The sequence below is a fragment of the Agrococcus sp. Marseille-P2731 genome (assembly GCF_900117395.1).
Classification (GTDB): domain Bacteria; phylum Actinomycetota; class Actinomycetes; order Actinomycetales; family Microbacteriaceae; genus Agrococcus.
Map to the genome: position 1 here is coordinate 1,030,868 of NZ_FPEG01000003.1, position 26,611 is coordinate 1,057,478.

Below are 26,611 nucleotides of genomic sequence, written 5' to 3' on the forward strand. Positions count from 1 at the left end.
TCTCGCGCCGCTCGCTCGGTCGCTCAGGAGCCCGGGCGAGCGCGCGGGCGGTACTCGACCAGCTCGTGCGTCGAGCGCACGAGCTCGCGCAGATCCTCGAGCGTCTCTGGCGCGGCGCCGAGCGTGCGCGCCTGCACCAGCACGTTGCCGATCGCGCTCGCCTCCACCGGGCCCGCGATGACCGGCAGCCCGGATCGGTCGGCCGTCAGCTGGCAGAGCAGGGCGTTGCGCGAGCCGCCGCCGACGACGTGCACGCGCTCGATGCGCTGCCCGCTGATGCGCTCGGCGTCCCGCAGCGTCACGGCATAGCCCTCCGCCAGCGACTCGAGGATGCACCGCACGACCTCCGCGTGACCGCGCGGTGGTCGCTGGCCCCGCTCCTCGAACCACGCGGCGATGCGCGAGGGCATGTCGCCCGGCGGGTAGAACGCGTCGTCGGTCGGGTCGAAGACCGGCACCTGCCAGTCGACGCGAGCCGCGGCGTCGAGCAGCGTCGGCAGTCTGAGGCGCTCGCCCGCGCCCTCCCACGCGCGCATGGTCTCGGACAGGATCCAGAGCCCCATCACGTTCTTCAGGAACCGCGTGCGGCCGTCCACGCCGCCCTCGTTCGTGAACTTCGCCTCGAGCGCCTCCTCGGTCGCGATCGGCGCGCTCGTCTCGATGCCGACGAGCGACCAGGTGCCGCTCGAGATGTAGGCGCCGCCTGCGCCCATCGGCACGCCGACGACGGCGGATGCGGTGTCGTGCGAGCCGACGGCGAGCACGTCGGGTGCGCCCTGGATGCCGAAGTGCGCGCGCGCGACCTCATCGATGGGGCCGATGCGCGTGCCGGGCTCGACGACCGGCGGCATCAGCGAGACCGGGATGCCGAAGCGCGCCATGAGCTCCGCATCCCACTCGCCGTCGAGGCGCATGAGCCCGGTGGTCGACGCGTTCGTGGCCTCCATCACCATCTCGCCCGTCATCCAGTAGCCGAACAGGTCGGGCAGCATCAGCAGCCGGTCCGCCGCCTCGAGCAGCCCGCGCTCGCCGTCGACGGCGAGCTGGTTGATGGTCGTGAACGGCATGCGCTGCAGCCCGCAGCGGCGGTAGAGGTCGGGCTGCGCGATCACCCGGTCGACGAGCTCGAGCCCGCGGGCGGTGCGGTCGTCGCGGTAGGAGTGGGGGATGCCGAGCAGGCGCCCGCGCCGCAGCAGGCCGTAGTCGACCGCCCAGGAGTCGACCGCGACCGACGCGAGCGGCCCGAGCCGCGAGGCCGCCGCGACGCCCTGCATCGCCTGGTCGTAGAGCGCGAGCACCGACCAGTGCAGGCCGTCGCCGACCCGCACCGGGCGGTTCTCGAAGCGCGCGATCTCCGTCAGCCGCAGCGAGGTGCGGCTGACCTCGGCGCGCACGACGCGACCGCTCGTCGCGCCGAGGTCGATCGCGGCGACGCTCGTCGTCATCGCAGGAATGCCGCCGCGACGCCGGAGTCGACCGGCACGTGGAGCCCCGTCGTGTGCGTGAGCTCTGGCCCCGTGAGCGCCACGACCGCGTTGGCGACGTGATCGGGCAGCACCTCGCGGCCGAGCAGGGTGCGGCCGGCGTAGTACTTGCCGAGCTCCTCCTCCTTCACGCCGTAGACCTTCGCGCGCGATGCGCCCCAGCCGCCGGCGAAGATGCCGGAGCCGCGTACGACGCCGTCGGGGTTGATGCCGTTGACGCGCACGCCGTGCTGGCCGAGCTCCGCGGCCAGCAGCCGCACCTGGTGCGCCTGGTCGGCCTTCGCCGCCGAGTAGGCGATGTTGTTCGGGCCGGCGAAGACGGAGTTCTTCGAGGAGATGTAGATGATGTCTCCGCCCATGCCCTGGGCGATGAGCGCACTGGCCGCTGCGCGCGAGACGAGGAACGAGCCCTTCGCCATCACGTCGTGCTGCAGGTCCCAGTCGGCCTCCGTCGTCTCGAGCAGCGAGCGCGAGAGCGACAGGCCGGCGTTGTTCACGACCAGGTCGATGCCGCCGAAGGCGAGCAGGGTCGCGTCGACCGCGGCCTGCACCTCGGGCTCCTTCGTGACGTCGCACTGCACGCCGATCGCGACGTCGCTCGAGCCGAGCTCGGCCGCCGCCTCCTGCGCCTTCTCGAGCGACAGGTCGGCGATGACGACGCAGGCACCCTCGGCGGCGAGCCGCGTGGCGATCGCCTTGCCGATCCCAGAGGCGGCGCCGGTGACGAGCGCGACCCGGCCCGCGTGCGAGCGCGGCTTCGGCTGCCGCTGCAGCTTTGCCTCCTCGAGCGCCCAGTACTCGATCCTGAACTTCTCGGCGTCCGAGATCGGCGCGTAGGTCGAGACCGACTCGGCGCCGCGCATGACGTTGATCGCGTTGATGTAGAACTCGCCGGCGACGCGCGCGGTCTGCTTGTCCTTGCCGAAGGAGAACATGCCGACGCCGGGGATCAGCACGATCGCGGGGTCCGCGCCGCGCATCGCGGGGGAGTCCTCGGTCGCGTGCGCCGCGTAGTAGGCGGCATAGTCCTCGCGGTAGCGCTCGTGCAGCTCCTGCAGGCGCGCGACGGCCTCCTCCACGGGCGCATCCGCCGGCAGGTCGAGCACGAGCGGCTTGACCTTGGTGCGCAGGAAGTGATCGGGGCAGGATGTGCCGAGCTCGGCGAGCCGGCGGTGGCCGTCGCGCTCGAGGAAGTCGGTCACGACCGCATCGTCGGTGAAGTGCCCCACCATGGGCCGGTCGGCCGAGGCGATGGCGCGCACCTGCGCCGCGAGCGCAGCAGCCCTCGCACGGCGCTCGACGGGCGGCAGCGCGCCGAAGCCGGGCACCGCGGCGCCGAAGGGCTCCTGCCTGCCGTGCTCCGAAAGGTAGGCCGCAGCGGTCTGGATGATCCAGAGCGAGCTCTGCTCGGCCTCCTCGCTCGTCTCGCCCCACGCCGTGATGCCGTGCCCGCCCAGGATGCAGCCCACCGCATCCGGGTTCGCGCGCTGGATCTCGCGGATGTCGAGCCCCAGCTGGAACCCGGGCCGGCGCCACGGCACCCAGACCACTTTGCCGCCGTAGATGCGCTCGGTGAGCTGCGGGCCGTCGGCGGCCGTCGCGATCGCGATGCCCGCGTCGGGGTGCAGGTGGTCGACGTGCGGCTTCTCGACGAGCGCGTGCATGGCGGTGTCGATCGAGGGCGCGGCCCCGCCCTTGCCGTGCAGGCAGTAGTCGAACGCGGCGACCATCTCGTCCTCGCGCTCGATGCCGGGGTAGACGGCTTCGAGCCCGCGCACGCGGTCGAGCCGCAGGGCGGCGAGCCCCGAGGCGGTGAGCGTGCCGAGGTCGCCCCCGGAGCCCTTCACCCAGACGAGCTCGACGGGCTCGCCGGAGGCCGGGTCGCGGTCGACGCCCTTGGCGGAGGTGTTGCCGCCGGCGTAGTTCGTGTTGCGCGGATCGGCCCCGAGGCGGTTGCTGCGACCGATGAGCTGCTCGACTGCTTCGTGCACGACGCTCACGCTCCCCAGCTGGCCTGGGCGCCGCCGACGCGCTCGTCGGCGATCCGCTCGAGGTAGCCGGACGCCAGGAAGTGCCGCATCGGATCCTCTGGCAGCCCTCTCGACGCCCGGAACTCGGCCAGCAGCGGCCGCACGTCGGTGCTGAACGCGTCCATCACGATGTCGTTCGCGAGCAGCACGTCGCAGTCGCGGCGCGCGGCCGCGAGCGCCTCGGTGTCGAGGGCGAGCACCTTCGCGACCGCCTCCTGCACGTTCAGCACGCTGCGGATCTGGCCGGGGATCTTCGCCTCGATGTTGTGGCACTGGTCGAGCACGAGCTGCACGTCGGGGTCGCCGAGGCCGCCGCCGGAGACGAGCTCCATCATGATGCGGAAGAGCTGGAACGGGTCGGCGAGGCCGACGATCAGGTCGTCGTCGGCGTAGAAGCGCGAGTTGAGGTCGAAGGCGCCGAGCTTCCCGAGCCGCAGCAGCTGCGCGACGATGAACTCGATGTTCGTGCCGGGCGCGTGGTGGCCGGTGTCGAGCACGACCTTCGCCTGGTCGCCGAGCGCGATGGTGTGGGCGAAGCTCGTCCCCCAGTCGGGCACGTCCGTGTGGTAGAACGCCGGCTCGAAGAACTTGTACTCGAGCAGCAGGCGCTGGTCGGCGTCGAGCTCGGCGTAGATCGAGGCGAGGCCCTCTGCGAGGCGGTCCTGGCGCTCGCGGATGGAGTCCTGCCCGGGGTAGTTCGTGCCGTCGGCGAGCCAGATCTTGAGATCCCGCACGCCCGTCGCCCGCATGATGTCGAGGCACTCGAGGTGGTGGTCGACGGCCTTCCTGCGCACGCGGGCGTCGGGGTGGCAGAGCGAGCCGAACTTGTAGTCCTCCTCCTGGAAGGTGTTCGAGTTCACCGTGCCGAGCTCGACGCCGAGCGAGCGCGCATGCTCGGCGAGCGCCGAGAAGTCGTCGACGCGATCCCAGGGGATGTGGATGGCCACGCGCGGGGCGAGCCCGGTGGCGGCGTGCACCTGCGCGGCATCGCTGACCTTCTCGAACGCGTCGCGCGGCGTGCCCGGCGTGCCGAAGACGCGGAACCGCGTGCCCGAGTTGCCGTAGGCCCACGAGGGCACTTCGATCTGCAGCTGCGCGAGCTGCTCCTGTGAGGGGGCGATGGCCATGGGCGGCTCCTGTCGTCTTCGACATCGTGGCGCTCGCGAACCGGTCGCGAGGCGCTGTGCCTGCCAGCATGCCGCCCTACGCTTTCGAACGCAACCCAAATTGTTGCGTTTTGGTATCGAACGCTTGCGTAAGCGGTTTCGGATGCGTACTGTCACCAGCAGCACACGACGAAGGAGTCCACGTGGTCACTCGCGATTCGCGCATCCTCGATGCGCTGGATCAGCACGGCGCCGTCCAGGTCGTCGACCTGGCCCGGGAGCTCGGCGTGTCAGAGGTCACGATCCGCAAAGACCTCGACGCGCTCGCCGAGCGCGACCTCCTGCGGCGCACGCGGGGCGGTGCGCTGCCGCCGGTGCGCGGCGATGAGGGAGCCTTCGCCGATCGCATGCGCCAGGCCGCCGACGCCAAGCAGGCGATCGCCTCGCACGCGGCCGCGCTCGTCGACGACGGCGACGTCATCGCGCTCGACACCTCGAGCACCGCGCACTTCCTCGCGCTCGAGCTCCTGCAGCGCACCGGCCTCGTCGTGATCACGCAGTCGCTGCGCACCGCCGTCCTCTTCATGGAGCGCTCGGACGCCCGCGTCATCATCCCCGGCGGCACGCTGCGCCGCGAGAGCTCGGGCCTCGTCGGCCCGATCACGGATGCGCTCGTCGGGCGCGGGCGCATCGACAAGGCCTTCGTCGGCGTCGTCGGGCTCTCACCCGAGCGCGGGCTGCTCGAGCTCGCGACCGACGAGGCCATCTCGAAGCAGGGCCTCGTCGCGGCGAGCGACCAGATCCACGCGCTGTTCGACAGCAGCAAGACCACCGGCTTCGCGCTCCACTCGTTCGCGAGCGCCGAGCAGGTGACGAGCCTCATCACGGATGAGCGCGCATCCGACGACTTCGTCGCCGAGTGGGAGGCCAGGGGCGTCAGCGTCACCCTGGTCCCGCTCGACGACGCGCAGACGACCGGCACGGAGCCGGCCACGGCACGGGCGGGAAGGGCCTCCCGTCGCCTCATCCAGAAGGAGCATCGATGAAGATCTCACGCAGGATCACGGGCGCACTCGCGCTCACGGCGGCAGCGGCCGTCGTGCTCGCCGGGTGCACCTCGCGGAACGACACGGGCGCGACGCCCGCACCCGGAGCGACGGAGAGCGGCGGCGGCGACGAGCAGGTCACCGTGGCCTTCGTCCCCAAGCTCCAGGGCATCCCCTACTTCGAGGCGATGAACACGGGCGGTCAGCAGGCCGCGGAGGAGCTCGGCTTCGAGTGGCTCTACCAGGGCCCGACGACCGCCGACGCTGCCGCGCAGGCCGACATCGTGCGCTCCTTCATCCAGCAGGGCGTCGACGTGCTGTTCGTGGCGCCCAACGACCCGAACTCGATGGCGCCGCTGCTGCAGGAGGCGCAGGACGCCGGCATCCACGTCGCCACGACGGACACGGATGCGCCGGACTCGGTGCGCGAGCTGTTCATCAGCCAGGCCTCGGTGCAGGGCATCGGCGAGCAGCTGACCGACTCGCTGCTCGAGGCGATGGGCGGCTCCGGCCAGTACGCGATCGTCTCGTGCGGCGAGACGGCCGCGAACCTGAACGCCTGGATCGAGGTGCAGGAGGCCTACACCGCCTCGGAGTACCCCGACGCCGAGATCGTCGACATCGTCTACGCAGGCGAGGACCAGGCTGCAGCGACGCAGATGGCGCTCGACCTCATGAACTCGAACCCCGACCTCACGGGCCTCATCGGCGAGTGCACCTCGAGCGCTCCCGGTGTCGCGCAGGCCGTCGAGGACGCCGGCCGCACGGGCGAGGTCTTCACGGTGGGCCTCGGCACGCCGCAGGCGATGCTGCCCTACCTCGAGTCGGGCTCGTCGAGCGCCTCGATCCTCTGGGATGTCGAGGGCCTCGGCTGGCTGACCGGCTGGGCAGGCGTGCAGCTCGCCAACGACGGCGACCTGGGCGACACCTCCAGCATCTCGAACGAGGCGCTGACGGATGTGTCGTACGACGAGGCCACGGCAGAGCTGCTGCTCGGCCCGCCGACGGTGTTCACGGCAGAGAACGCCGGGGACTACGACTACTGATGCTCCGCCGGGGCGCGGCGCTCGCCGCGCCCCGGCACTGCATCAGCGCATCCTGCATCACCGCATCCACCACCACCCCCCACATCCGTCGACCACACGGCAGCGACGCCGTTCGGGAGCCCCATGACTGACACCGCGACCGCGATCGCCCCCAGGCTCGAGATGCGCGACATCTCGAAGCGCTATGGCGGCGTCCGCGCCATCCGCCACGCAGACCTCACCGTCAGACCGGGGACCGTCCACGCGCTCGTGGGCGAGAACGGCGCGGGCAAGTCGACGCTCATCAAGATCCTCGCGGGCGCCGAGCAGCCCGACACCGGCTCGGTCGCGATCGACGGCAGCGCCGTCACGATCGGCTCGACCTCCGACGCCATCGCGCTCGGGGTGCAGACCGTCTACCAGGAGCCGCAGATCTTCCCGGAGCTGACGGTGGCCGAGAACTTCTTCGTCGGCCGCGAGATCACCCGCGGGCCGGCCATCGACTGGCGCGCGCAGGCGCCGCGCATGCTCGAGCTGCTCGACATGGTCGGGCTCGACCGCTCGCTCGCCGCGCAGCCCCTCGGCACGCTCTCCATCGCCAAGCAGCAGCAGGTCTCGATCGCGAAGGCGCTGCTCGAGGAGGCGAGCGTGCTGATCCTCGACGAGCCGAGCGCGATCCTCACCGACAGCGAGATCGAGGTGCTCTTCGGCGTCGTGCGCAAGCTCGCCGCCGAGGGCGTCTCCATCATCTACATCAGCCACCGGCTCGACGAGCTCTTCCGCATCGCCGACGAGGTCACGATCATGCGCGACGGCGAGACCGTCTCCTCGCAGCCGATCGGCGAGCTCACGGTGCGCGAGATCGCCGAGCGCATGGTCGGCGGCACGCTCGCCGAGGGCGTGCGCGCGGCCGCCGAGCCCGGCCCGCCCGTGCTCGAGCTCGAGGGCCTCTCCCTCGCCGGCGCCTTCGACGACGTCACCCTCAGCGTCCGCGAGGGCGAGATCGTCGGGCTCTACGGACTGGTCGGCTGCGGGGCCGCAGAGGTCGGCGAGGTCGTCTACGGCATGCGCCGCGCGACCGGCGGGCGGATGCGCTCGGTCGGCACCGACGCGCACGTCACGAACCCGGGGGCTGCGAAGCGCCGCGGCATCCGCATGCTGCCGGCGAACCGGTCGTCGCAGGGCTCCTTCTCCTTCCAGCCCATCGCGTTCAACATCACGATCGGCTCGCTCGGCCTGCTCGGCAGGCTCGGCTGGGTCTCGCCGCGCGCCGAGCGCCGGATCTCGGACGACCTCATCCGCCGCCTCTCCGTCAAGACCCCCTCCGGCCGGCAGCCGATCGGCGCCATGTCGGGCGGCAACGCGCAGAAGGTGGTGCTCGCCCGGCAGGTCGTCGAGCAGCCGAGGCTGCTCGTGCTCGCCGAGCCCACGCAGGGCGTCGACGTCGGCGCCAAGGAGGAGATCCACAGCATCGTCGCCGACCTGGCCGACAAGGGCGCGGCCGTGCTCGTCATCACGACCGACCTCGCGGAGGTGCTGCGGGTCTCCGACCGCATCCTCGTCTTCCGCGGCGGCCGGGTCGCCAAGGAGTTCCCGCCGACCGCGAGCCAGGCATCGCTGCTCGCCGCCGCCGCGGGCGCCATCGAGGAGGACGCCGCATGAGCGTGGACACCGCACCCCCGACCGCGTCGCCGGAGAAGCCTCCGGCCCCGAGCCTCCGGCGCATCCTGCCGCCCGTCGTCACCGGGCAGGAGATCGTGCTGCTCGCCGTCATCGTCGTGCTGTGGGTGCTGCTGGGCCTGTTCACGCCCGCGTTCCTCTCGCCCGGCTCGATCGGTCCGCTGCTCGTGCAGGTCGCGCCCATCGCGCTCGTCGGCGTCGGCATGACCTTCGTCATCATCACCGCCGGCATCGACGTCTCGGTCGCCGCGATGATCATGGTCTCCGCCGTCGTCACCGCCCGCATGATGGTGAGCCTCGACCTGCCCGCGCCGCTCGCGCTGCTGGTCGCGATCGCCATCGGCCTCGCGCTCGGCGCGATCAACGGCCTGCTGATCGCCTACGGCCGCGTGCACCCGATCATCATCACCTTCGGCACGGCCAACGTCTTCCAGTGGCTGGGCCTGCGCGTGTTCGACTCCTCGACCGTGAACGGCATCCCGAGCACGCTCGACTTCCTCGGCCGCGGCGAGGCGGGTGTCACGCTCGGCGTGCCGCACTCGTTCGCGATCGCGCTCGTCGCGGTCGCCGCCGCCTGGTGGTTCCTGCGCTACGCGAAGGGCGGCCGCAACCTCTACGCCATCGGCGGCAACGCCAACGCCGCGCGCCTCGCGGGCATCAAGGTGCAGCCGCGCCTCGTCTGGGTCTACGCGATCACCGGCGCCCTCGCGGGCCTCGCCGCGTGCATGATGATCGCGACCGGCACCTCGTCGCTCGACCAGTCGGTCGGCTCCGGCAAGGAGCTGCAGGTCATCGCGGCCGTCGTCATCGGCGGCACCTCGATCCTCGGCGGCCGCGGCAGCGTCGTCGGCACGCTGCTCGGGGCGATCCTCGTGCAGACGGTCGTGTCGGGCGTCACCCAGCTCGGCTGGCCCACCCAGCTCGGCTTCCTGCTCGTCGGCATCTTCATCGTGATCGCCGTCGGCACCGATCTCATCCGCGAGCGAGCGAGGAGGCGCGCATGACGCACGTCACGCCTGACACCAGGCAGCAGGCCGCCCCGGCGGCGCAGCAGCAGACGACACGGCCGAGCGGGCGGATGCGCGAGTGGTTCGCCGCTGGCGGCCTCAAGGACCGCGCGGCGCTGCTCCTCGTCCTCCTCATCGCCCTCGTCGTGGCGATGACGATCCTCGACCTCGTGGGCCAGACGAGCGGTGCGTTCAACAGCGACTACCTCGCCTCGACGCTCATCGCCTACGTGCCGCTCGCGCTGCTCGCGATCGCCCAGCTGTTCGTCATCACCTCCGGCCGCGGCGGCATCGACCTCTCGGTCGGCTCGATGGTGTCGCTCTCGGGCATCGCGTTCGCGATGCTCTTCCAGCACGCGGGCCTGCCGCTGCCGGTCGCGATGCTGCTGGCCGTGCTCTTCGGCGCGGTGCTGGGCGCGGTCAACGGCGTGCTCTCGGCCTACCTCGGCTTCCCGCCGCTCATCGCGACGCTCGCGACCTTCTACGGGTACCGCTCGATCGCGCTTGTCGTGAGCGAGCAGCGCCCGATCTCCGGCCCCGAGATCTCGGCGTTCTACGACGCCGCGAAGGCCGTCGAGCTGCCGCTCATCGGCGGTTCGCTGCCGCTCGTGCCGCTCGGGGTGTTCACCTTCTTGCTGCCGGTCGCGGTGGTCGCCTGGTTCGTGCTCAACCGCACCGCCTACGGCCGCGCGCTCTACGCCATCGGCACGAACGACCTGGCCGCGCAGTGGGCGGGCATCGACACGCGGCGCACGCGCATGATGGCGTTCGTCGCCGCGGGCGCGATCTCCGGGCTCGTCGGCGTCTACACGGTGGCGCAGTTCGCCTCGGCCCGGCCCGACGCGGGCACGAGCGGCAGCGGCATGGCGCTGCCGGCGATCACGATCGCCGTGCTCGGCGGCGTCGCCATCACCGGTGGCATCGGCAAGCTGGGCGGTGTGCTGCTGGCGGCGCTGCTGATCGTGTGGCTCAACGCCTCGATCCTGCTCGTGGTGCCCGGCAACGACGGCGCGCAGGCGCAGTCGCTCGCCCTCGGCCTCGTGCTGCTCGGCGCCGCGCTCTTCGGGCAGGTCTCGCTGAAGCGCCGACGGCTCGCCCCCGTGCCGCTCAGTGCCGTGCCGGCCGTCACCGGCACCCTGCCGGAGGTCAAGCGCCAGTGAGCGTCGTCATCGGCGTCGACTTCGGCACCCTGAGCGGTCGCGCCCTCGTGGTGCGCACGGTGGATGGAGCAGAGCTGGGCACCGCGGTGCACGACTACGCCCACGGCGTGATCGACGAGCGCCTCGGCGCCGCGCAGCTGCCGCCGGAGTGGGCGCTGCAGCACCCGGCCGACTGGCTCGAGGTGCTCCGCGTCGCGGTGCCGGCAGCGCTCGCGGCCGCGGGCGTCGACGCGAGCGAGGTCGTGGGCATCGGCTGCGACTTCACCGCCTCGACACCGCTGCCGGCGCTCGCCGACGGCACGGCGCTGTGCCTCGTCGAGGGCTGGGAGGAGCGGCCGCACGCCTACCCCAAGCTCTGGAAGCACCACGCCGCGCAGCCCCACGCCGACCGCATCAATCGCGTCGCGGCCCAGCGCGGCGAGCACTGGCTCGCGCGCTACGGCGGCGCGATCTCGAGCGAGTGGCAGGTCGCGAAGGCGCTGCAGGTGTTCGAGGAGGACCGCGCGGCCTTCGACGCCGCCGACCGCTGGATCGAGGCGAGCGACTGGATCGTGCAGCAGCTCTGCGGCGTCGCGGTGCGCAACGCCTCCGCCGCCGGGTACAAGGGCATGGTGCAGGATGGCGCGCTGCCGGCGCCGGCCTACTTCGAGGCGCTCGCCCCCGGGTTCGCCGCGGTCATCGAGAAGCTCGAGGGCCCGGTGGGGGCGCTCGGCGCACCCGCGGGTTCGCTCACGCCCGCCATGGCCGAGCTGACCGGGCTGCCGGAGGGCATCGCGGTCGCGGTCGGCAACGTCGACGCGCACGTCACCGCACCCGCCGTGCAGGCCACCGGCACCGGAGCGCTCGTCGCCATCATGGGCACGAGCACCTGCCACATCGTCAACGCCGATGCGCTCGTCGACGTCGACGGGATGTGCGGCGCGGTCATGGGCGGCATCACCGCCGGCTCGTGGGGCTACGAGGCCGGGCAGTCGGGCGTCGGCGACATCCTCGCCTGGTTCGTCGAGCACCAGGTGCCTGGTGCGGTGCAGGCGGAGGCCGCGCGGCAGGGGGTCAGCGTGCATGCGCTGCTCACCGAGCGCGGCTGGCAGAAGCCGATCGGCGCGCACGGCCTCGTCGCCCTCGACTGGCACGGTGGCAACCGCTCGGTGCTCGTCGACGCGCGGCTGTCGGGCCTCGTCGTCGGCATGACGCTCGCGACCCGCCCGGAGGACGTCTACCGGTCCCTCGTCGAGGCGACCGCGTTCGGTGCGCGCCGCATCGTCGAGGCGTTCCGCGAGGGCGGCGTCGCGGTCGACCGCTTCGTCGCGGCAGGCGGGCTGCTGCGCAACGAGCACCTGATGCAGACCTATGCCGACGTGCTCGCCATGCCGATCGACGTCGCCGGCAGCGACCAGGCCCCGGCGCTCGGCTCCGCGATCCACGCGGCAGTCGCGGCGGGCGCCTACCCCGACGTGCCGGCCGCGGCCGCGACCATGGGCTCCGTCCAGCGCGACCGCTACGTGCCCGACGCGACCGCCGTCGCCTCCTACGACGCGATCTACCGCGACTACCTCGCGCTGCACGATGCCTTCGGGCGCGGCGCCGACCTGCTGATGCACCGCCTGAAGCGCCGCCGGGCCGAGGCGCTCGCGTGAGCGCCGTCGATCGCGTGCGCGCTGAGGTGAGCGCGCTGCACGAGCGCCTCACGCGTGCCGGCCTCGTGCAGTGGACGGGCGGCAACATCTCGGGCCGCGTGCCCGGCGAGGATCGCTTCGTGATCAAGCCCAGCGGCGTCGACTACGACGAGCTGGCGCCCGAGCGCATGATCCTGTGCGACCTCGACGGCGTCGTGGTGCCGGGCTCCGCCGGCTCCGAGCTGCTGCCCTCGAGCGACACGGCGGCGCACGCCTACGTCTACCGGCACATGCCGGAGGTCGGCGGCGTCGTGCACACCCACTCGCCCTACGCGACCGCGTGGGCGGCGCGCGGTGAGCCCATCCCGTGCCACCTGACGGCGATGGCCGACGAGTTCGGCGGGCCGATCCCCATCGGGCCGTTCGCGCGCGTCGGCGACGACTCGATCGGGCGGGGCGTCGTCGAGACGCTCCGCGGGCATCGCTCGCGCGCCGTGCTGATGCAGAGCCACGGCCCCTTCACGATCGGCCGGGATGCGCGCGACGCCGTGAAGGCCGCGGTCATGCTCGAGGACGTCGCCCGCACCATGCACCTCGCGCGGCAGCTGGGCCCGACGCTGCCCATCGGCAGCGACGACGTCGACGCCCTCTTCGCCCGCTACCAGGGCGCCTACGGCCAGGAGTTCCGCGGATGACCACGACCGAAGCGCTGCTGGCGCTGTCCCACGCGGTCGGCGAGCCGCACCGCGAGCTGGCGATCCTCGGCGAGGGCAACGTCAGCGCCTCGACGGGCACGGGCCGGATGCTCGTGAAGGCCTCGGGCTCGACGCTCGCGACCGCGGGCCCCGACGACCTGGTCGAGTGCGAGCTCGCGCCGATCCTGGCGATCCTCGATGCGGAGGCGGCCGATGACGACGACGTCGGCGCTGCGCTCATGGCGAGCCGCGTCGATCAGGAGGCGAAGCGCCCGAGCGTCGAGGCGCTGCTGCACGCCGTCGTGCTGGCTGCCGGTGCCGGCGCCGCGTGCCACACGCATCCGGTCTCCGCCAACGGCATCCTCTCGTCTGACCGCGCGGCGATCATCGCCGCCGGCGCGCTCTTCCCCGACGCCATCGTGGTGCTCGGGCAGCACGCGCTGCTCGTGCCCTACCTGGATCCAGGTCTGGCGCTCGCGCGGCACATGCGCGCCGCGATCGCCGACTTCGTCGATCGGCACGGCACGCTGCCCAAGATCGCCTATCTGCAGAACCACGGGATCTTCGCCATCGGCGCCGACCCGGCCGAGTGCCTGCGGATCACCGAGATGGCCGACAAGCACGCCAGGATCCTGACCGCGGCGCTCGCGGTCGGCGAGCCGGTCTTCCTCGGCGACGACGTGCTCGATCGGATCGAGAACCGCGCGGACGAGCACCACCGCCGCCGCGTCCTGCAGGGAAAGAGGTAACACCATGCGCATCGGCTGCCACGGATTCGTGTTCTCCGGCTCGTTCGACGAGACGGGCATCCGCACCGCCATCGAGGGGGTGCAGCGCGCGGGCTTCGACTTCATCGAGATGCCGCTGATGGATCCCTTCACCTTCGACGAGCAGGTCGCGGCGCAGGTGCTCGCCGACACCGGCATCACCATGACGTCGTCGCTCGGCCTCACCGCCGAGACCGATCTCTCGAGCGAGGATCCCGCGGTCGTGCAGCGCGGCGAGGACCTGCTGATGCGGGCGATCGACATCCTCGCGCACGTCGAGGGCACCGACCTCTGCGGCGTCATCTACTCGGCGCTGCAGAAGTACGGCCAGGTCGCCACCGATCGCAACCGCGAGCACAGCGCGGCGGCGCTGCGGCGGCTCGGCGACTACGCGGCCGAGCGCGGCGTGCAGCTCTCGCTCGAGGTCGTGAACCGCTACGAGACGAACATCTGCAACACCGCGCGCGAGGGCCTGCGGTTCCTCGAGCAGATCGGGCACGACAACGTGCACCTGCACCTCGACACGTACCACATGAACATCGAGGAGTCGGGGATGCTCGAGCCCGTGCTCGACGCCGGCGACCGGCTGCGCTACGTGCACATCGGCGAGAGCCACCGCGGCTACCTCGGCTCCGGATCGGTCGACTTCGACGGGCTGTTCCGCGGCATCGCGCGCGCGGGCTACGACGGACCGGTGGTCTTCGAGTCGTTCTCGAGCGCCGTGGTCGACGAGCAGCTGACGCGCTCGCTCGGCATCTGGCGCAACCTCTGGGACGACTCCGACGACCTCGCGGCCCACGCGAACCGCTTCATCCGCGACGGGCTGCGCACGGTCGAGACCATCGCGATGCACTGACGCGGTCGCGCGCGAGCGGTCAGGCGGCGAAGACCGCGTGCGCCTCCGGCACGACCGCACGCCCGCCGAGACCGGTCAGCTCGAGGATCACGGCGACGCCGGCGACCGTGCCGCCGAGCTGCTCGACGAGCTCGATCGCCGCGCGCAGGGTGCCGCCAGTGGCGAGCACGTCGTCGACGAGCAGCACGCGGCGCCCGGTGAGGTCGCCCGCGGCCTCGATCGTCGCCGTGCCGTACTCGAGGGCGTAGTCGACGGATGCGGTGGGCGCCGGCGTCTTCCCCGCCTTGCGGATGGGGAGGAGGCCGGTGCCGCACCTCGCCGCGACCGTGCCAGCCAGCAGGAAGCCGCGCGCCTCGACGCCCGCGACGAGGTCGAAGCCGCCCTCGAACGGTGCGGCCAGTGCCTCGGTGACGCACCGCAGCGCATCCGCGTCGCTCAGCACCGGGCCGATGTCGCGGAACAGGATGCCGGGCTTCGGGAAGTCGGGCGTGCGGGCGATGAGCGCCTCGGCGCGCGCGAGGTCTGCGGGGCTGGGCATCGGCACCCGGCAAGCCTATGCCGGGTGCCGATGAGCCCGGCTAGAAGAGCCCCGCCGTCGCGAACCAGGCGACCGCGATGATCGCCATGCCGAGGAAGCCGACGATCGTGCACATCAGCGTCCAGGTCCGCAGGCCGCCGCCGACCGAGAGGCCGAGGAACTTCGTGGCGATCCAGAAGCCCGAGTCGTTGATGTGCGACAGCGAGACCGAGCCCATGGCGATCGCGAGGATGATGAGCGCGACCTGGAAATCGGCGTAGCCGCCGGAGGCGACGGTCGACTGCACGAGGCCGGCCGCGGTGAGCGTCGCGACCGTGCCGGAGCCCTGCGCCACCTTGAAGATGAGCGCGAGCAGGAACGCGAGCAGCACGATCGGCACGCCGGCCGAGACGAGCATGCCGGAGACGGCGTCGCCGATGCCCGACTCCGTCATGACGCGCGCGAACACGCCGCCGGCGCCGGTGACGAAGACGACGATCGCTGCGGGAGCGAGCGCCGAGTCCATCAGGTCGCCCATGTCCTGCTTGCCCCAGCCGTGGCGGACGCCCAGGAGGTACATCGCGAGGATGCACGCCACGAGCAGGGCGAAGCCGGGTGCGCCGATGAAGGCGAGCACGTTGGCGACCGGGGTCTCCGGCTCGACGATCAGCTTGCCGACCGTGCCGACGGCGATCATGAGGATCGGCAGCAGGATGAGCGCGATCACCATGCCGGCGCTCGGCCGCGTGATGGTGCGGGTCGAGGTCGTCGCCTCCGTGGCGACCGCCACCGAGCCGGCGGCTGCGCCCGAGGCGCCGCCCGTCGTGCCGCCGAAGTCGGCAGCACCGGCCGACGCGTACTTCGCGGCGATCTCCGGCGACATCTGCCAGCCGCCCGCCGGGGTGATGCGCTTGTTGACGAACCAGATGACGAAGGCCATCGGCACCGCGAGCGCCAGGCCGAGGATCGTGACGAGGCCCATGACATCCGGGTTCAGCAGCGTCGTCGAGCCGACGATGCCGGGGTGCGGGGGCACCGCGTTGTGGATGAACACCATGAGCACCGCGACCGGGGCGCCGAGGAAGATCGGGCTCTTGTGGCCGGCGGCCTTCGCGAAGCTGAAGATGATCGGCACGAGGATGATGAAGGCGACGTCGAAGAAGATCGGGATGGCGACGATCGCGGAGGCGATGAGCAGCGCCGGCCCGAGGCGATGCTGGCCGAGCACCTTCGCGGCCTTGGTGGCGATGAGCTCGGCGCCGCCGGTCTTCTCGATGATGCCGCCGAGCATGGCACCCAGGCCCACGAGCAGCGCGACGCTGCCGAGCGTGCCGCCCATGCCCTCGATGACGGTCGGGATGACCTCTTGCACCTCGATGCCGGCGGCGAGCGCCGTGACGACCGAGACCGCGAGCAGCGCGAGGTAGGCCGGCCACTTGAGCTTCATGACCAGGAACAGCAGCAGCGCGATCGCGACCGCTGCGACGACGATCAGGTAGATGGGATCCATGTCGTCAGCTCCGCTCGATCTTCTCGAGCTTCAGCATCTTGGCGAGCACGATGTCGAGGTCGGCGTCATCCCAGATGCGCTTCCAGTCGTCCTTGATGATGGCGTCGCGGCCGTAGTCCATCGCCTCGAGGCACGCCTCCGAGAAGGGGTTGGAGCCGCGCAGCGCGTTCGTGAGCGCGATGCCGATGTGCCCGTAGAACAGCGCCTTGACGGCCTTCTCCGGGATCCCCACCTCGGTGATCGCGTGGTCCATCGAGTCCTGCAGGAACTGCCCGATCATGCACGCCGTGGTCTCCACGAGCGTGGGCTCGAGCTGCGCGAGCTGCTTCACGGTCACCCAGTGCACGTCGATGACGGGCGCGTAGATCGCGCGCACGACGGCCTCGGTGCGGGCCTTGGCGGCTTCGTCGTCGCCCTCGAAGGCCGCCACGACCTCCTGGTCGGCCGCGATGCCGCCGAACGTGTCGCCGTACTCCTCGACCGTGGTGCGCTCGAGGAAGATCGACGGGTGCGCGGGGTGCGCGCACGCCTGGTGAACGTCGTCGCGGGAGGCGAGCAGGCCCGCGTAGGCGGCCGCGGGGTCGAGGGTGAGCAGCACCGAGCCCGACCTCATGAGCGGCACGACCTGCTCCGAGACCTTGCCGAGCACGACATCCGGCACCGCGAGGATCACGACGTCTGCGTCGGGAACGGCCTCGTCGACGGTCGACACCGCGCGCCCGAGCTCCTGGAGTCGGCCCCGGCCGGCCTCGGAGGCCTCGGTGTAGTGGATGGTCGCGTCGGTCAGGTTCAAGTTGTTCGACACGCGCATGCCCATCTTGCCGGCGGCGCCGATGACGGCGACGGTCAGGCTCGGGTCGAGCTCGACCTGCTTGCCGAACAGCGGGTTCAGTTCCTTGCTCACTGGGGGTCTCCTTGCTTGCGGTTGGGGGTCTGATCGGAGTGGTGTGCGGGGGCGGATGCGCGCAGCGCCGCGATGGTCGCGTCGGTCCAGACGCGCTCCATGGCCACGGTCGTCGCGCTGTCGCCCTGCCAGGGGAGCCAGTGCTCGACGATGGCTGCGGGGGAGCGGCCATCGGCGTAGACGGCCGAGAGCTCGCGCGCGAGGTCGAGCTGGCCCTCGCCCATGCGGGCGCCGGAGTAGGTGAAGCCGACCCAGCCGTCCCGGCGTGCGAAGGCGAAGTCCTTGACGTGCAGGTCGACGGTGCGCGAGGCGGCGGCGTCGATGACGTCGTTCGGCAGCTCGAGCGCTGCGACGACGTTGGCGGGGTCGAGGCAGACGCCGATGCGGTCGGAGCCGACGCCCTCGATGGTGGCCAGCAGCAGCGCGGTCGGGATCTGCTCGTAGGTCTCGAGCGCGAGCGTGACGTCGGCGGCCTCGAGCGCCTGCGTGCTCAGGCTGAGCAGGTCGACGATGTGCTCGGCGCCCTGCTCGGCGTCCTCGCGCTGCACCATCGAGCGCAGCACGCTCGCGCCGAGGGCACGCGCGATGTCGATGTATGCGGCGAGGTGCGCGGGAGCGATGCCGCGGGTGCCGAGCTGCAGCGCGAGGCCGGCGGCCTCGGCGCGTGCGCGCAGCGCCGCGAGCGCGTCGGCGTCGTAGGCCTCGATGCGCGGATCGTCGCAGATCTCGAAGACCTCGCAGTCGAGGTCGCTGGCGCGGTCGACCATGTCCTCGATGCTGAGCGGCTGCGGGTGGTCGTGCCACTCCCAGAACAGGGCGTAGGAGCCGATCCCGATCTTCACTGCTGCACCCTCTTCAACGCCGTCGTCGTGGTGGCGGGCGCGCACTCCGTCGGCCGCCGTCAGCGAAACGCTAGTGCCCGGGACCCGATTGTGCAACCGGTTGACCAATTCTGGAGAGCTGAGGGCTACAGTCATCCCGTGAACCACGAATCGATGCTCGAGTCGCTGCGCAGCGCCGATGTCGTGCCATCCGTGAGCGGCTCCGTCGCCCAGCAGCTGCTGAGCATGCTGCTCGGCGACCACATGGCGGCCGGCGATCGCCTGCCGCCCGAGCGCAAGCTCTCCGAGGCGCTCGGCGTCGGGCGATCCGCGGTGCGGGAGGCGCTCGCGGCGCTGGAGGTGCTCGGCATCGTCGTCACGAGGGCCGGGAGCGGCACGTACCTGCGCGCCTCGTCGTCCGAGCTGCTGCCGCAGACGCTGTCCTGGTCGATGCTGCTCGATCAGGACCAGATGGAGGAGCTCGCCTTCGTGCGCTCCGCGCTCGAGCGGGCTGCGGCCGAGCGCGCGGCGGAGGTTGTGACGTCACAGGACGCGGAGCGGCTGCGCGCGCTCATCCAGGCGCAGCGCGACCACATCGGCAAGCGGGCCTACGTCGACGCCGACGTCGCCTTCCACCAGCACATCGCCGCGATGGCGAAGAACCCGATCCTCGACGACCTGCTCTCGACGGCTCGCTCGCTGCTGCGCATCTGGTTCGAGCACGCCGTCGACCGCGAGGAGGACATGCAGCAGGCGATCCGCGAGCACATCGCGGTCGCCGACGCCATCGTCGCGGGCGACGCCGAGGCTGCCGGCCTCGCGATGCAGCGCCACATGGGTACCGCCACCGAGCGCATCCTGCGCTCGGCGCGCAACCGCTGACGCGTGCGCCGCATCCTCGCGCTCGTCGCGCTCCTCCTGCTGCTGACCGGGTGCCAGGCGGCGCCGAGCGCCGAGGGCTGGCGCCTGCCGAGCGCCGAGGGTGCGGTCGACTACCAGCTCGGCGGCGCCTACGCGCCACCCGAGGGCGTCACGGTCGTCGTGCGCGACAGCAGCGCAGCGCCCGCGCCGGGGCTTTACAGCATCTGCTACGTGAACGGGTTCCAGACGCAGCCCGCCGAGCGGCAGCGCTGGCTCGATCGGCACCCGGATGCGGTGCTCACCGACCACGGCGGCGCACCGGTCGTCGACCCCGGCTGGCCGGACGAGCTCGTGCTCGACACCCGCACCGCGGCGTCGCGTGCCGAGATCGCCGCGGTCCTCGCGCCGACGATCGACCGCTGCGCCGATGCGGGGTTCGATGCCGTGGGGCTCGACAACCTCGACACCTGGACGCGCTTCGCGGCGCTCTCTCGCGAGGGCAACCTGGCGCTCGCGGCACTGCTCATCGAGCAGGCGCACGAGCGCGGCATGGCAGTGGCGCAGAAGAACGCGCCGGAGCTCGAGGCGCTCGGGCCCGCGACCGGCTTCGACCTCGCGATCAGCGAGGAGTGCGCCGCGTGGGGCGAGTGCTCGGCCTACGGCGAGCAGTACGGCGACCAGCACATCGACGTCGAGTACGTCGGCGCGCTGGGCGGCGCGAGCTTCCAGGAGCTGTGCGAGCAGCCGGACACGCCGCCGCTGACCGTGCTGCGCGACGTGCTGCTGGTCGCCGAGGGCGAGCCCGGCCACGCGCTGGAGCACTGCGCTCAGGCGCCCCACCACTAGGCTCGCGGGCATGGGCGATCTGTTCGAGGACTACGACAAGCCCTTCGAGAATCCGCGCAAGCGCCAGGGCCAGCCCTGGGATGAGATGTTCGAGGAGCAGGGGGCGCCGCGCGCCTCCAACAAGCCGCTCCACGACGCGCTGTCGGAGATGACGAAGGCCGACCTGCGAGCCCGCGCCGACGCGCTAGCCTCCTCCTATCTCGCGCAGGGCGTCACCTTCGACTTCGCGGGAGAGGAGCGCCCGTTCCCGCTCGACGCGATCCCGCGCATCATCACCGCGCAGGACTGGAAGCACGTCGAGTCCGGCGTGCAGCAGCGCGTGCGGGCGCTCGAGGCCTTCCTCGCCGACATGTACGGTCCGCAGCGAGCGGTCGAGGACGGCATCATCCCGGCCAAGCTCATCTCGAGCTCGACGCACTTCCACCGGCAGGCGGCCGGCGTCGTCGGCGCCAACGGCGTGCGCATCCACGTCTCCGGCATCGACCTGATCCGCGACCAGGACGGCGAGTGGCGGGTGCTCGAGGACAACGTGCGCGTGCCCTCCGGCGTCTCCTACGTCATGTCGAACCGCCGCGTGATCGCGCAGACCCTGCCGGAGATGTTCTCGTCGATGCGGGTGCGACCGGTGGGCGACTACTGCGACAAGCTGCTGCACGCGCTGCGCAACGCGGCGCCCGCGGGCGTCGACGACCCGCGCGTCGTGGTGCTCACGCCCGGCGTCTACAACTCCGCCTACTTCGAGCACACGCTGATCGCCCGACTGATGGGCGTCGAGCTCGTCGAGGGGCGCGACCTGTTCACCTCCGGCGGCCGCGTCTACATGCGCACGACCGAGGGCCCGGCGCGCGTCGACGTCATCTACCGCCGCGTCGACGACGACTACCTCGACCCGCTGCAGTTCCGCGCCGACTCCATGCTCGGCAGCCCGGGCCTCATGCTCGCGGCGCGGCTCGGCAACGTGACGATCGCGAACGCGGTCGGCAATGGCATCGCCGACGACAAGCTCGTCTACACCTATGTGCCGGAGCTCATCCGCTACTACCTCTCCGAGGAGCCGATCCTGAAGAACGTCGACACCTGGCGGCTCGAGGAGCCCGGCGTGCTCGACGAGGTGCTGCCGCGCCTGAACGAGCTCGTCGTGAAGCCGGTCGACGGATCCGGCGGCAAGGGCCTGGTCGTCGGCCCGGACGCCACCGAGGAGGAGCTCGAGCAGCTCAAGGAGCGCCTGCTCGCCGACCCCCGCGGCTGGATCGCGCAGCCGGTCGTGCAGCTCTCGACCATCCCGACGCTCGTCGAGGACGGCGTGCGGCCCCGCCACGTCGACCTGCGCCCCTTCGCGGTCAACGACGGCAAGGATGTCTGGGTGCTGCCGGGCGGGCTCACCCGCGTCGCGCTCCCCGAGGGGCAGCTCGTCGTGAACTCGTCGCAGGGTGGCGGCTCGAAGGACACCTGGGTGCTCGCCGGCCCCCGCGAGCAGATCCCGGTCGTGGACCACGACGCCGAGTTCGGCGCGTCGGGCGAGCCGATGACGCGCCCGATCAGCATCGTCACGGGCAACGACCACCCGCAGGACCAGTCGCCGCAGGATGCGCCGCGTCGCACGGGCCAGGCGGAGTCGCAGCAGCAGTCGCAGCGCCAGTCGCAGTCGCAGCGCCAGGCCCAGCAGCAGTCGCAGTCCCAGCACCGAGGAGGCCGCGCATGATGCTCAGCCGCATCGCCGAGAGCCTGTTCTGGATCGGTCGCTACATCGAGCGCGCAGACGGCACAGCGCGCATCCTCGACGTCTACCTCCAGCTGCTGCTGGAGGATGTCGCCGTCGATGAGGACACCGCGTGCCGCGCCCTGCTCGGCGTCATGGGGCACGAGGCGCCGCCCGAGCGCAAGCTGTCGCGCGCCGATGTCGTGAACTTCCTCGCGATCGACCGCACGCAGACCGCATCCATCGCCTACTCGGTCAACGCCGCTCGCGAGAACGCCCGCCGTGCTCGCGAGACGATCTCGACCGAGCTGTGGGAGGTCTTGAACGCGACCTACGCGAACATGCCGCGGCGCATCAACAACGAGCAGGTGCACACCATGTTCGGCTGGGTGCGCGAGCGCATGGCGCTCGCGAGCGGCATGGCCGACGCCACGTCGAGTCGCGACGACGCGTGGAGCTTCTTCACGCTCGGCCGCTACATCGAGCGCGCCGACATGGTGGCCCGACTGCTCGCGACGCGTGCGCTGACCGAGGCCTCCGGCCCGTCGTGGACGACGATCCTGCGTTCCGTCGGTGCGTACGAGGCCTACCTGCGCACCTATCGCGGGGTGCCGTCGAGCACGAACGCCGCCGAGTTCCTGCTGCTCGACCGCCTCTTCCCGCGCTCGATCCTGTTCTCGGTGCGCGGCGCCGAGCAGTGCCTCGAGGACATCGAGCCGCGGCGCGAGCGCGTCGGCTACGTCGGTGCGGCAGAGCGGATGCTCGGGCAGATCCGCTCGGAGCTCGAGTTCCGGCCGATCCAGGAGATCATCGACGACCTCCCCACCGTCATGGACAAGGTGCAGACCACCACCACCGCCGTCTCGAACGCGGTGCGGGAGCGCTACTTCCCGACCCACAACATGCCCGCCTGGACGAAGGAGGCATCGTGAGCCGCATCCGCATCCGTCACACCACCGGGTATCGCTACGAGCAGCCCGCGGTCGCCAGCTACAACGAGTCGCGCATGCTGCCGTCGACGAGCGATGGCCAGTTCGTCATCTACTCGAACCTCGACATCCGCCCGAACACCTCGGTCAACACCTACGAGGACTACTGGGGCACGACGGTCGTGTCGTTCGACGTGCTGGCGCCGCACACCGAGCTGCAGCTGACGGCGACGAGCCTCGTCGAGGTGCGGCCGCGCCTCACGGGCGGCCGTGACCTGACCTGGGAGCAGCTCGAGAAGGTCGCGCAGCGCGCGACGCAGTACGTCGAGCAGCTCGGCCAGACCGTGCGCACGCGGCCGACCGCCGATCTCGTGGCGGCGGCACAGGAGATCAAGGATGCATCGGAGACGCCGGGCGCCGCCGCTGCCGCGATCGCCCGGATGGTCGGCGAGGAGATGGAGTACATGTCGGGCGTGACGCACGTGCACACGCTCGCCTCGGAGGCGTGGGCGAACCGGAAGGGCGTCTGTCAGGACATCGCGCACATCACGATCGGTGCGCTGCGCTCGGTCGGCATCCCGTCGCGGTACGTCTCCGGCTACCTGCACCCGAGGCCGAACGCGCAGATCGGCGAGACCATCCGTGGGGAGTCGCACGCGTGGGTCGAGTGGTTCACGGGTGAGTGGAACGCGTGGGACCCGACGAACCTGATCGACATCGGTGAGCGGCATGTGAAGGTCGGCCTCGGCCGCGACTACAACGACGTGCCACCGCTGCGCGGCGTGTATGCGGGGGCGGCCAAGAGCCAGCTGTTCGTCTCGGTGGAGATCACCAAGGAGAGCTGACCGGGCGGCGCTGCTCGCGCTTGGCGGGCCCGCCGGCGGCCATGCCGCGTCCGGCACCTGCACAGCCAGCCGCGCTGGTGCATCGGCAGCGCACGTCGTCGCCACTGCCGAGGGTGCCGACCGCCGCGCGCTGCGGGCGAATCGGCTCGATCGCCGCAACTGCGACACCACGCGCCAATGGCCGGCGGTGCCGATGACGACGAGTCGGCCAGCGTGCACCTCGTGATGGCAGTGGCTGCAGAGCAGGATGCCGTTGTCGACGTCGGTCGGGCCTCCGTTGCGCCACCACTGGACGTGGTGGGCCTCGGTCCAGCTCACGGGCGCCCCACAGCTCGAGTTGCCGCAGCCCCTGTACTGCAGGCCGAGCGCCCGGCGCTGCTTGCTCGTGAAGGTGCGCTGCTCGCGGCCCAGCTCGAGCACGTGCCCCTCGCTGTCGACGACGGCGCGCTGCACCACGGCGTCGCACAGCAGCCGGCCGGCGGTCTCGATGGGGGCGATCGCGCCGGTGTGCTCGATGCGGAGCGCCCGGTCGCGGCGCTCCGTGCCCTGCCGGTAGGCGTCGAACGCCTCGATCGACCCGACGAAGACGAGCCGGGGCGGTTCGCCGCCGGCGACGGGCGCGTTCCCCGAGGCCGCGAATGCGTGGACGACGCCGATGAGCGCGTCGTGGCGCTTCTGCGCAAGGGTGCGCTCATCCACCGGCGGCCCGTGCTGCCCAGTCTCGCTCCCCCTGTCCTGCTCGGCGGAGTCCTCCCCGCTCACCGCGGCACCCTCCCGCTGCGGGCTGTGCTCTGCGCCAGCGCCGCCCGCGCATGGCTCGAGCTCTTCGCCATCGACGGGATCATCGGTGAAGGACACGGTGCTCCTCGGCGACGTCATGGCGTCGAGCAGCGCCTGGATCGCCGAGCCGTCCTCGGGCGGAGAATCCACCTGCATGCGCCAGCTGCCGTTGCGGCGCCGCCACAGGCGAAGCGATCGCTCTGCGCGCAGGAGCTCGTCGTTCGGCAGCACCCCATCGGGATCCAGCACCGCGACGTAGGCGCGACCCTGCGTGACCAGCAGCTCAGGCACGAGCGGGCCGTCGGCGTCGGTCGCAGCACGCACCAGGCAGTCCTCGGCCCACGCCAGCTCGTCGAGATCAGCCCGGGGCGCCGCAGGATCGAGCGTCGAGACGATGGCGCCCGCCTGAGCGAGCGAGATGGCGCCCTCGTCGAGCGCGGCGGCGACGCGGGGGTAGCGCGCGGGGATGTCGCTCCCGGTCAGGCTCGTCGCCGATGCCGTGGCCGCGGCCAGCGCGAGCAGCTCGCCGGCGTCGCGGTTGCGGATGCCGAAAGCGGCGGCGATCGCCGACCGGGGCGTCGATGCGCCCAGCAGCCGGCAGATCGAATCCTCATCAGTGCCCGTCGAGCGCTGAGCGATCTCGCCCGCGAGGCGCACGCTCTGCGCATCGACAAGCCGCATCAGCTGCGCGTTCAACTCGAGCAGATCCGCGACATCCTGGCGTGATGCGGTCGCGAGCTCGGTGGCATCCACGAAGGACAGGCGCACTGCTTCGGCAGCTGCCGCGGCATCCTCGACCTTCGCCATACTCACCCCCTTCGCACTTCTCGTGCCCGTCGCATCCGCTCACTGCCTTCGAATCTACGTTCGAAGATTACCTCGCACGATCCATCTGGCGCGGGTCGTTGGGGCGGCCTGTGGAGAACTCCCGAGTTCGCGAACGAGCGCGGATCCCGGGCCCTCGTCCGTTCGCGCGACCCGCGCGATCTGCCCCTGGCGCTCACGCGAGTCCGCGCCTACCGTGGTCGCCATGTGCAGGAACATCACCACGCTCCGCGGGCTCGAGCCGGCCGCGAACGACACCGAGGTCGAGGCCGCCGCCCGTCAGTACGTGCGCAAGGTGTCGGGCATCACGCATCCGACCGACCGCACGCGCGACGCGTTCGAGCGCGCCGTGGCCGAGATCGCGCACATCACGCAGCACCTGCTCGACGACCTGCCTGATCGCAAGCAGCCGCCGAAGACGGTGCCCCCGCTGCGTCGCCCCGAGGTGCGAGAGCGGATCGCCGCGCGCGGTGCGGCGGCGAGCTAGCCGCGGGACGAGTCGCGCATCTGCGTCGCGATCTCATCCATCACGCGCATGATCGCGACGGTCTCGTCGAGCGGCATCGTCGGGCTCTCGAGCTGCCCCGCCGCGATGCACCGCTCGACCTCCGCGGCCTGGAACTGCATGCCGCGCCCCTCGTGCTCTGGCGTGAAGGACTCCGCGGCTTCGTCGTGGTCGGATTCGTGGCGTCGCCGGTAGGCGGTCGAGCCGTAGAACGACGGGTCCAGCTCGATCACGCCCTCCGTACCAGCGATGGTGGCGCGGTTCGAACCGAGGGTCTCCATCGAGAACGTGACCGTCGACATCCCACCACCTGCGTGCTCGAGGATCGCGGCGCCGCGGTGGTCGACTCCGGCGTCGTCGACGACGCCGGCTGCGCGGATGCGCGCGACCGGTCCGAGGAACGCGTGCGCGAGCGAGACGCAGTAGACCCCGAGGTCGAGCAGAGCCCCGCCGCCGAGCGACGGCTCGATCAGCCGGCTGCCGGGGGAGAGGTCGAGCATCTGCGAATGATCGGCGACCACGCTCACGACCTCGCCGAGGTCACCCGCGGCGACGCGCTCGCGGGCCGCGACCATGGTGGGGAGGAAGCGGGTCCACATCGCCTCCATCACGAACACGCCCTTCTCGCGGGCAGCGTCCACCAGCCGCTGCGCGTCATCGCCCGTGGTCGTGAACGCCTTCTCGATGAGCAGGTGCTTGCCGGCCTCGATGGCGAGCAGGGCGTGCTCGAGGTGGTGCGAGTGCGGTGTCGCCACATAGACGACATCGACGCTCGGGTCTGAGACGAGCGCCTCGTAGCCCTCGTGCGCCGCAGGGATGCCGTGCTTGCTCGCGAACGCGCGGGCGCGCTCGCCGTCGCGACTGCCGACCGCGGCCGCGCGGTGGCCTCCGGTGGAGAGGTCGCGTGCGAAGGCTCCGGCGATCCCGCCGGCGCCGAGGATGCCCCATCCCAGACTCGTGCTCATGCGGCGACTCTATGGGGCAATCCTGGCGCCCGGCCCGACTTCATGCGGCCGGGGGAGGCCGGTCGGGTGAGGCAGCGTAGCGATCTCATCCGGCTGCGGGAGGCGCGCTGTTCGACGCCGCCCTAGGTTCGA

The 26,611-nt window shown here is 71.6% G+C and carries 23 protein-coding genes and 1 pseudogene; 15 read left to right on the plus strand and 9 right to left on the minus strand.

The window, feature by feature from the left end; translation table 11 throughout:
- Positions 1–23: 23 nt before the first annotated feature.
- Genes BQ6202_RS13150 through rhaI form a run of 3 tightly spaced genes read right to left on the minus strand, consistent with a single transcriptional unit; the run spans position 24 to position 4,641 of the window.
- On the minus strand, positions 24–1,445 hold the full coding sequence (locus BQ6202_RS13150; protein WP_072314840.1) for a rhamnulokinase: 1,422 nt from the start codon (positions 1,443–1,445) through the stop codon (positions 24–26).
- The gene (locus BQ6202_RS15170; protein WP_442855774.1) at positions 1,442–3,475 is read right to left on the minus strand and encodes a bifunctional aldolase/short-chain dehydrogenase; all 2,034 of its coding nucleotides are present in this window, start codon (positions 3,473–3,475) and stop codon (positions 1,442–1,444) included. The genes BQ6202_RS13150 and BQ6202_RS15170 overlap by 4 nt, the downstream gene beginning before the upstream one ends.
- A 5-nt stretch (positions 3,476–3,480) precedes the next feature.
- A complete protein-coding gene (rhaI, locus tag BQ6202_RS15175) occupies positions 3,481–4,641 on the minus strand; it encodes an L-rhamnose isomerase (RefSeq protein ID WP_072314841.1) in 1,161 nt (386 codons plus the stop codon).
- 182 nt (positions 4,642–4,823) lie between these two features.
- Here rhaI and BQ6202_RS13165 point away from each other — a divergent pair, with 182 nt between their 5' ends.
- The 9 genes from BQ6202_RS13165 to BQ6202_RS13205 all read left to right on the plus strand — a co-directional run bounded on the left by BQ6202_RS13165 (position 4,824) and on the right by BQ6202_RS13205 (position 14,472).
- Positions 4,824–5,666 (plus strand): DeoR/GlpR family DNA-binding transcription regulator, encoded by an 843-nt coding sequence (locus BQ6202_RS13165; protein ID WP_072314842.1) that lies wholly within the window; start codon positions 4,824–4,826, stop codon positions 5,664–5,666.
- On the plus strand, positions 5,663–6,712 hold the full coding sequence (locus BQ6202_RS13170; RefSeq protein ID WP_072314843.1) for an autoinducer 2 ABC transporter substrate-binding protein: 1,050 nt from the start codon (positions 5,663–5,665) through the stop codon (positions 6,710–6,712). The genes BQ6202_RS13165 and BQ6202_RS13170 overlap by 4 nt, the downstream gene beginning before the upstream one ends.
- Positions 6,713–6,835: 123 nt before the next feature.
- Positions 6,836–8,353: a sugar ABC transporter ATP-binding protein gene (locus BQ6202_RS13175; protein ID WP_072314844.1), complete on the plus strand. Its 1,518-nt coding sequence runs from the start codon at positions 6,836–6,838 to the stop codon at positions 8,351–8,353.
- Complete coding sequence (locus BQ6202_RS13180) at positions 8,350–9,375, plus strand: ABC transporter permease (protein WP_083587283.1); 1,026 nt, start codon at positions 8,350–8,352, stop codon at positions 9,373–9,375. Before BQ6202_RS13175 ends, BQ6202_RS13180 begins: the two co-directional genes overlap by 4 nt.
- Positions 9,372–10,538 carry an ABC transporter permease gene (locus BQ6202_RS13185; RefSeq protein ID WP_072314845.1) on the plus strand — a complete coding sequence of 389 codons (1,167 nt, stop codon included), beginning with the start codon at positions 9,372–9,374 and terminating at the stop codon, positions 10,536–10,538. The genes BQ6202_RS13180 and BQ6202_RS13185 overlap by 4 nt, the downstream gene beginning before the upstream one ends.
- Positions 10,535–12,175, plus strand: a complete 1,641-nt coding sequence (araB, locus tag BQ6202_RS13190; protein ID WP_072314846.1) for a ribulokinase — start codon at positions 10,535–10,537, stop codon at positions 12,173–12,175. The genes BQ6202_RS13185 and araB overlap by 4 nt, the downstream gene beginning before the upstream one ends.
- Positions 12,172–12,849, plus strand: coding sequence for an L-ribulose-5-phosphate 4-epimerase (locus tag BQ6202_RS13195; RefSeq protein ID WP_072314847.1), 678 nt, complete (start codon positions 12,172–12,174; stop codon positions 12,847–12,849). Before araB ends, BQ6202_RS13195 begins: the two co-directional genes overlap by 4 nt.
- A complete protein-coding gene (locus BQ6202_RS13200; protein ID WP_072314848.1) occupies positions 12,846–13,598 on the plus strand; it encodes a class II aldolase/adducin family protein in 753 nt (250 codons plus the stop codon). Before BQ6202_RS13195 ends, BQ6202_RS13200 begins: the two co-directional genes overlap by 4 nt.
- Before the next feature lie 4 nt (positions 13,599–13,602).
- Positions 13,603–14,472 (plus strand): sugar phosphate isomerase/epimerase family protein, encoded by an 870-nt coding sequence (locus BQ6202_RS13205; protein ID WP_072314849.1) that lies wholly within the window; start codon positions 13,603–13,605, stop codon positions 14,470–14,472.
- A gap of 19 nt (positions 14,473–14,491) precedes the next feature.
- On the opposite strand, the gene BQ6202_RS13210 is transcribed toward BQ6202_RS13205, so the two are convergent.
- Genes BQ6202_RS13210 through BQ6202_RS13225 form a run of 4 tightly spaced genes read right to left on the minus strand, consistent with a single transcriptional unit; the run spans position 14,492 to position 18,245 of the window.
- Complete coding sequence (locus BQ6202_RS13210; protein ID WP_072315190.1) at positions 14,492–15,010, minus strand: adenine phosphoribosyltransferase; 519 nt, start codon at positions 15,008–15,010, stop codon at positions 14,492–14,494.
- 40 nt (positions 15,011–15,050) lie between these two features.
- Positions 15,051–16,499 (minus strand): GntT/GntP/DsdX family permease, encoded by a 1,449-nt coding sequence (locus BQ6202_RS13215; RefSeq protein ID WP_072314850.1) that lies wholly within the window; start codon positions 16,497–16,499, stop codon positions 15,051–15,053.
- A 4-nt stretch (positions 16,500–16,503) separates the two neighbouring features.
- A complete protein-coding gene (locus BQ6202_RS13220) occupies positions 16,504–17,403 on the minus strand; it encodes a phosphogluconate dehydrogenase C-terminal domain-containing protein (protein ID WP_268753762.1) in 900 nt (299 codons plus the stop codon).
- Complete coding sequence (locus BQ6202_RS13225) at positions 17,400–18,245, minus strand: sugar phosphate isomerase/epimerase family protein (RefSeq protein WP_072314851.1); 846 nt, start codon at positions 18,243–18,245, stop codon at positions 17,400–17,402. The genes BQ6202_RS13220 and BQ6202_RS13225 overlap by 4 nt, the downstream gene beginning before the upstream one ends.
- A 138-nt stretch (positions 18,246–18,383) precedes the next feature.
- Here BQ6202_RS13225 and BQ6202_RS13230 point away from each other — a divergent pair, with 138 nt between their 5' ends.
- Genes BQ6202_RS13230 through BQ6202_RS13250 form a run of 5 tightly spaced genes read left to right on the plus strand, consistent with a single transcriptional unit; the run spans position 18,384 to position 23,404 of the window.
- Complete coding sequence (locus BQ6202_RS13230; RefSeq protein ID WP_143143736.1) at positions 18,384–19,106, plus strand: FadR/GntR family transcriptional regulator; 723 nt, start codon at positions 18,384–18,386, stop codon at positions 19,104–19,106.
- A 3-nt stretch (positions 19,107–19,109) separates the two neighbouring features.
- On the plus strand, positions 19,110–19,931 hold the full coding sequence (locus BQ6202_RS13235; protein WP_083587285.1) for an endo alpha-1,4 polygalactosaminidase: 822 nt from the start codon (positions 19,110–19,112) through the stop codon (positions 19,929–19,931).
- A 10-nt stretch (positions 19,932–19,941) separates the two neighbouring features.
- On the plus strand, positions 19,942–21,633 hold the full coding sequence (locus tag BQ6202_RS13240; RefSeq protein ID WP_072314852.1) for a circularly permuted type 2 ATP-grasp protein: 1,692 nt from the start codon (positions 19,942–19,944) through the stop codon (positions 21,631–21,633).
- Positions 21,633–22,562, plus strand: a complete 930-nt coding sequence (locus tag BQ6202_RS13245) for an alpha-E domain-containing protein (protein ID WP_072315194.1) — start codon at positions 21,633–21,635, stop codon at positions 22,560–22,562. Before BQ6202_RS13240 ends, BQ6202_RS13245 begins: the two co-directional genes overlap by 1 nt.
- Complete coding sequence (locus BQ6202_RS13250; RefSeq protein ID WP_072314853.1) at positions 22,559–23,404, plus strand: transglutaminase family protein; 846 nt, start codon at positions 22,559–22,561, stop codon at positions 23,402–23,404. Before BQ6202_RS13245 ends, BQ6202_RS13250 begins: the two co-directional genes overlap by 4 nt.
- Positions 23,405–23,662: 258 nt before the next feature.
- Here BQ6202_RS13250 and BQ6202_RS15265 read toward each other — a convergent pair.
- A pseudogene (locus BQ6202_RS15265) lies at positions 23,663–24,991 on the minus strand (DUF222 domain-containing protein); the annotation flags it as partial.
- 223 nt (positions 24,992–25,214) lie between these two features.
- Between BQ6202_RS15265 and BQ6202_RS13265 the strand changes: the two are divergent.
- Positions 25,215–25,496: a DUF2277 domain-containing protein gene (locus BQ6202_RS13265; RefSeq protein ID WP_072314854.1), complete on the plus strand. Its 282-nt coding sequence runs from the start codon at positions 25,215–25,217 to the stop codon at positions 25,494–25,496.
- Here the strand turns inward: BQ6202_RS13265 and BQ6202_RS13270 are convergent.
- The gene (locus tag BQ6202_RS13270; protein ID WP_072314855.1) at positions 25,493–26,479 is read right to left on the minus strand and encodes a Gfo/Idh/MocA family protein; all 987 of its coding nucleotides are present in this window, start codon (positions 26,477–26,479) and stop codon (positions 25,493–25,495) included. The two genes, BQ6202_RS13265 and BQ6202_RS13270, sit on opposite strands and share 4 nt — an antisense overlap.
- Positions 26,480–26,611 lie beyond the last annotated feature (132 nt).

Bases quoted from the DNA above. Each gene is read 5' to 3' on its own strand.
- BQ6202_RS13150 (WP_072314840.1), bottom strand. From the start codon at position 1,445: ATGACGACGAGCGTCGCCGCGATCGACCTCGGCGCGACGAGCGGTCGC.
- rhaI (WP_072314841.1), bottom strand. From the start codon at position 4,641: ATGGCCATCGCCCCCTCACAGGAGCAGCTCGCGCAGCTGCAGATCGAA.
- BQ6202_RS13170 (WP_072314843.1), top strand. From the start codon at position 5,663: ATGAAGATCTCACGCAGGATCACGGGCGCACTCGCGCTCACGGCGGCA.
- BQ6202_RS13175 (WP_072314844.1), top strand. From the start codon at position 6,836: ATGACTGACACCGCGACCGCGATCGCCCCCAGGCTCGAGATGCGCGAC.
- BQ6202_RS13180 (WP_083587283.1), top strand. From the start codon at position 8,350: ATGAGCGTGGACACCGCACCCCCGACCGCGTCGCCGGAGAAGCCTCCG.
- BQ6202_RS13185 (WP_072314845.1), top strand. From the start codon at position 9,372: ATGACGCACGTCACGCCTGACACCAGGCAGCAGGCCGCCCCGGCGGCG.
- BQ6202_RS13200 (WP_072314848.1), top strand. From the start codon at position 12,846: ATGACCACGACCGAAGCGCTGCTGGCGCTGTCCCACGCGGTCGGCGAG.
- BQ6202_RS13205 (WP_072314849.1), top strand. From the start codon at position 13,603: ATGCGCATCGGCTGCCACGGATTCGTGTTCTCCGGCTCGTTCGACGAG.
- BQ6202_RS13210 (WP_072315190.1), bottom strand. From the start codon at position 15,010: ATGCCCAGCCCCGCAGACCTCGCGCGCGCCGAGGCGCTCATCGCCCGC.
- BQ6202_RS13215 (WP_072314850.1), bottom strand. From the start codon at position 16,499: ATGGATCCCATCTACCTGATCGTCGTCGCAGCGGTCGCGATCGCGCTG.
- BQ6202_RS13240 (WP_072314852.1), top strand. From the start codon at position 19,942: ATGGGCGATCTGTTCGAGGACTACGACAAGCCCTTCGAGAATCCGCGC.
- BQ6202_RS13245 (WP_072315194.1), top strand. From the start codon at position 21,633: ATGCTCAGCCGCATCGCCGAGAGCCTGTTCTGGATCGGTCGCTACATC.
- BQ6202_RS13265 (WP_072314854.1), top strand. From the start codon at position 25,215: ATGTGCAGGAACATCACCACGCTCCGCGGGCTCGAGCCGGCCGCGAAC.
- BQ6202_RS13270 (WP_072314855.1), bottom strand. From the start codon at position 26,479: ATGAGCACGAGTCTGGGATGGGGCATCCTCGGCGCCGGCGGGATCGCC.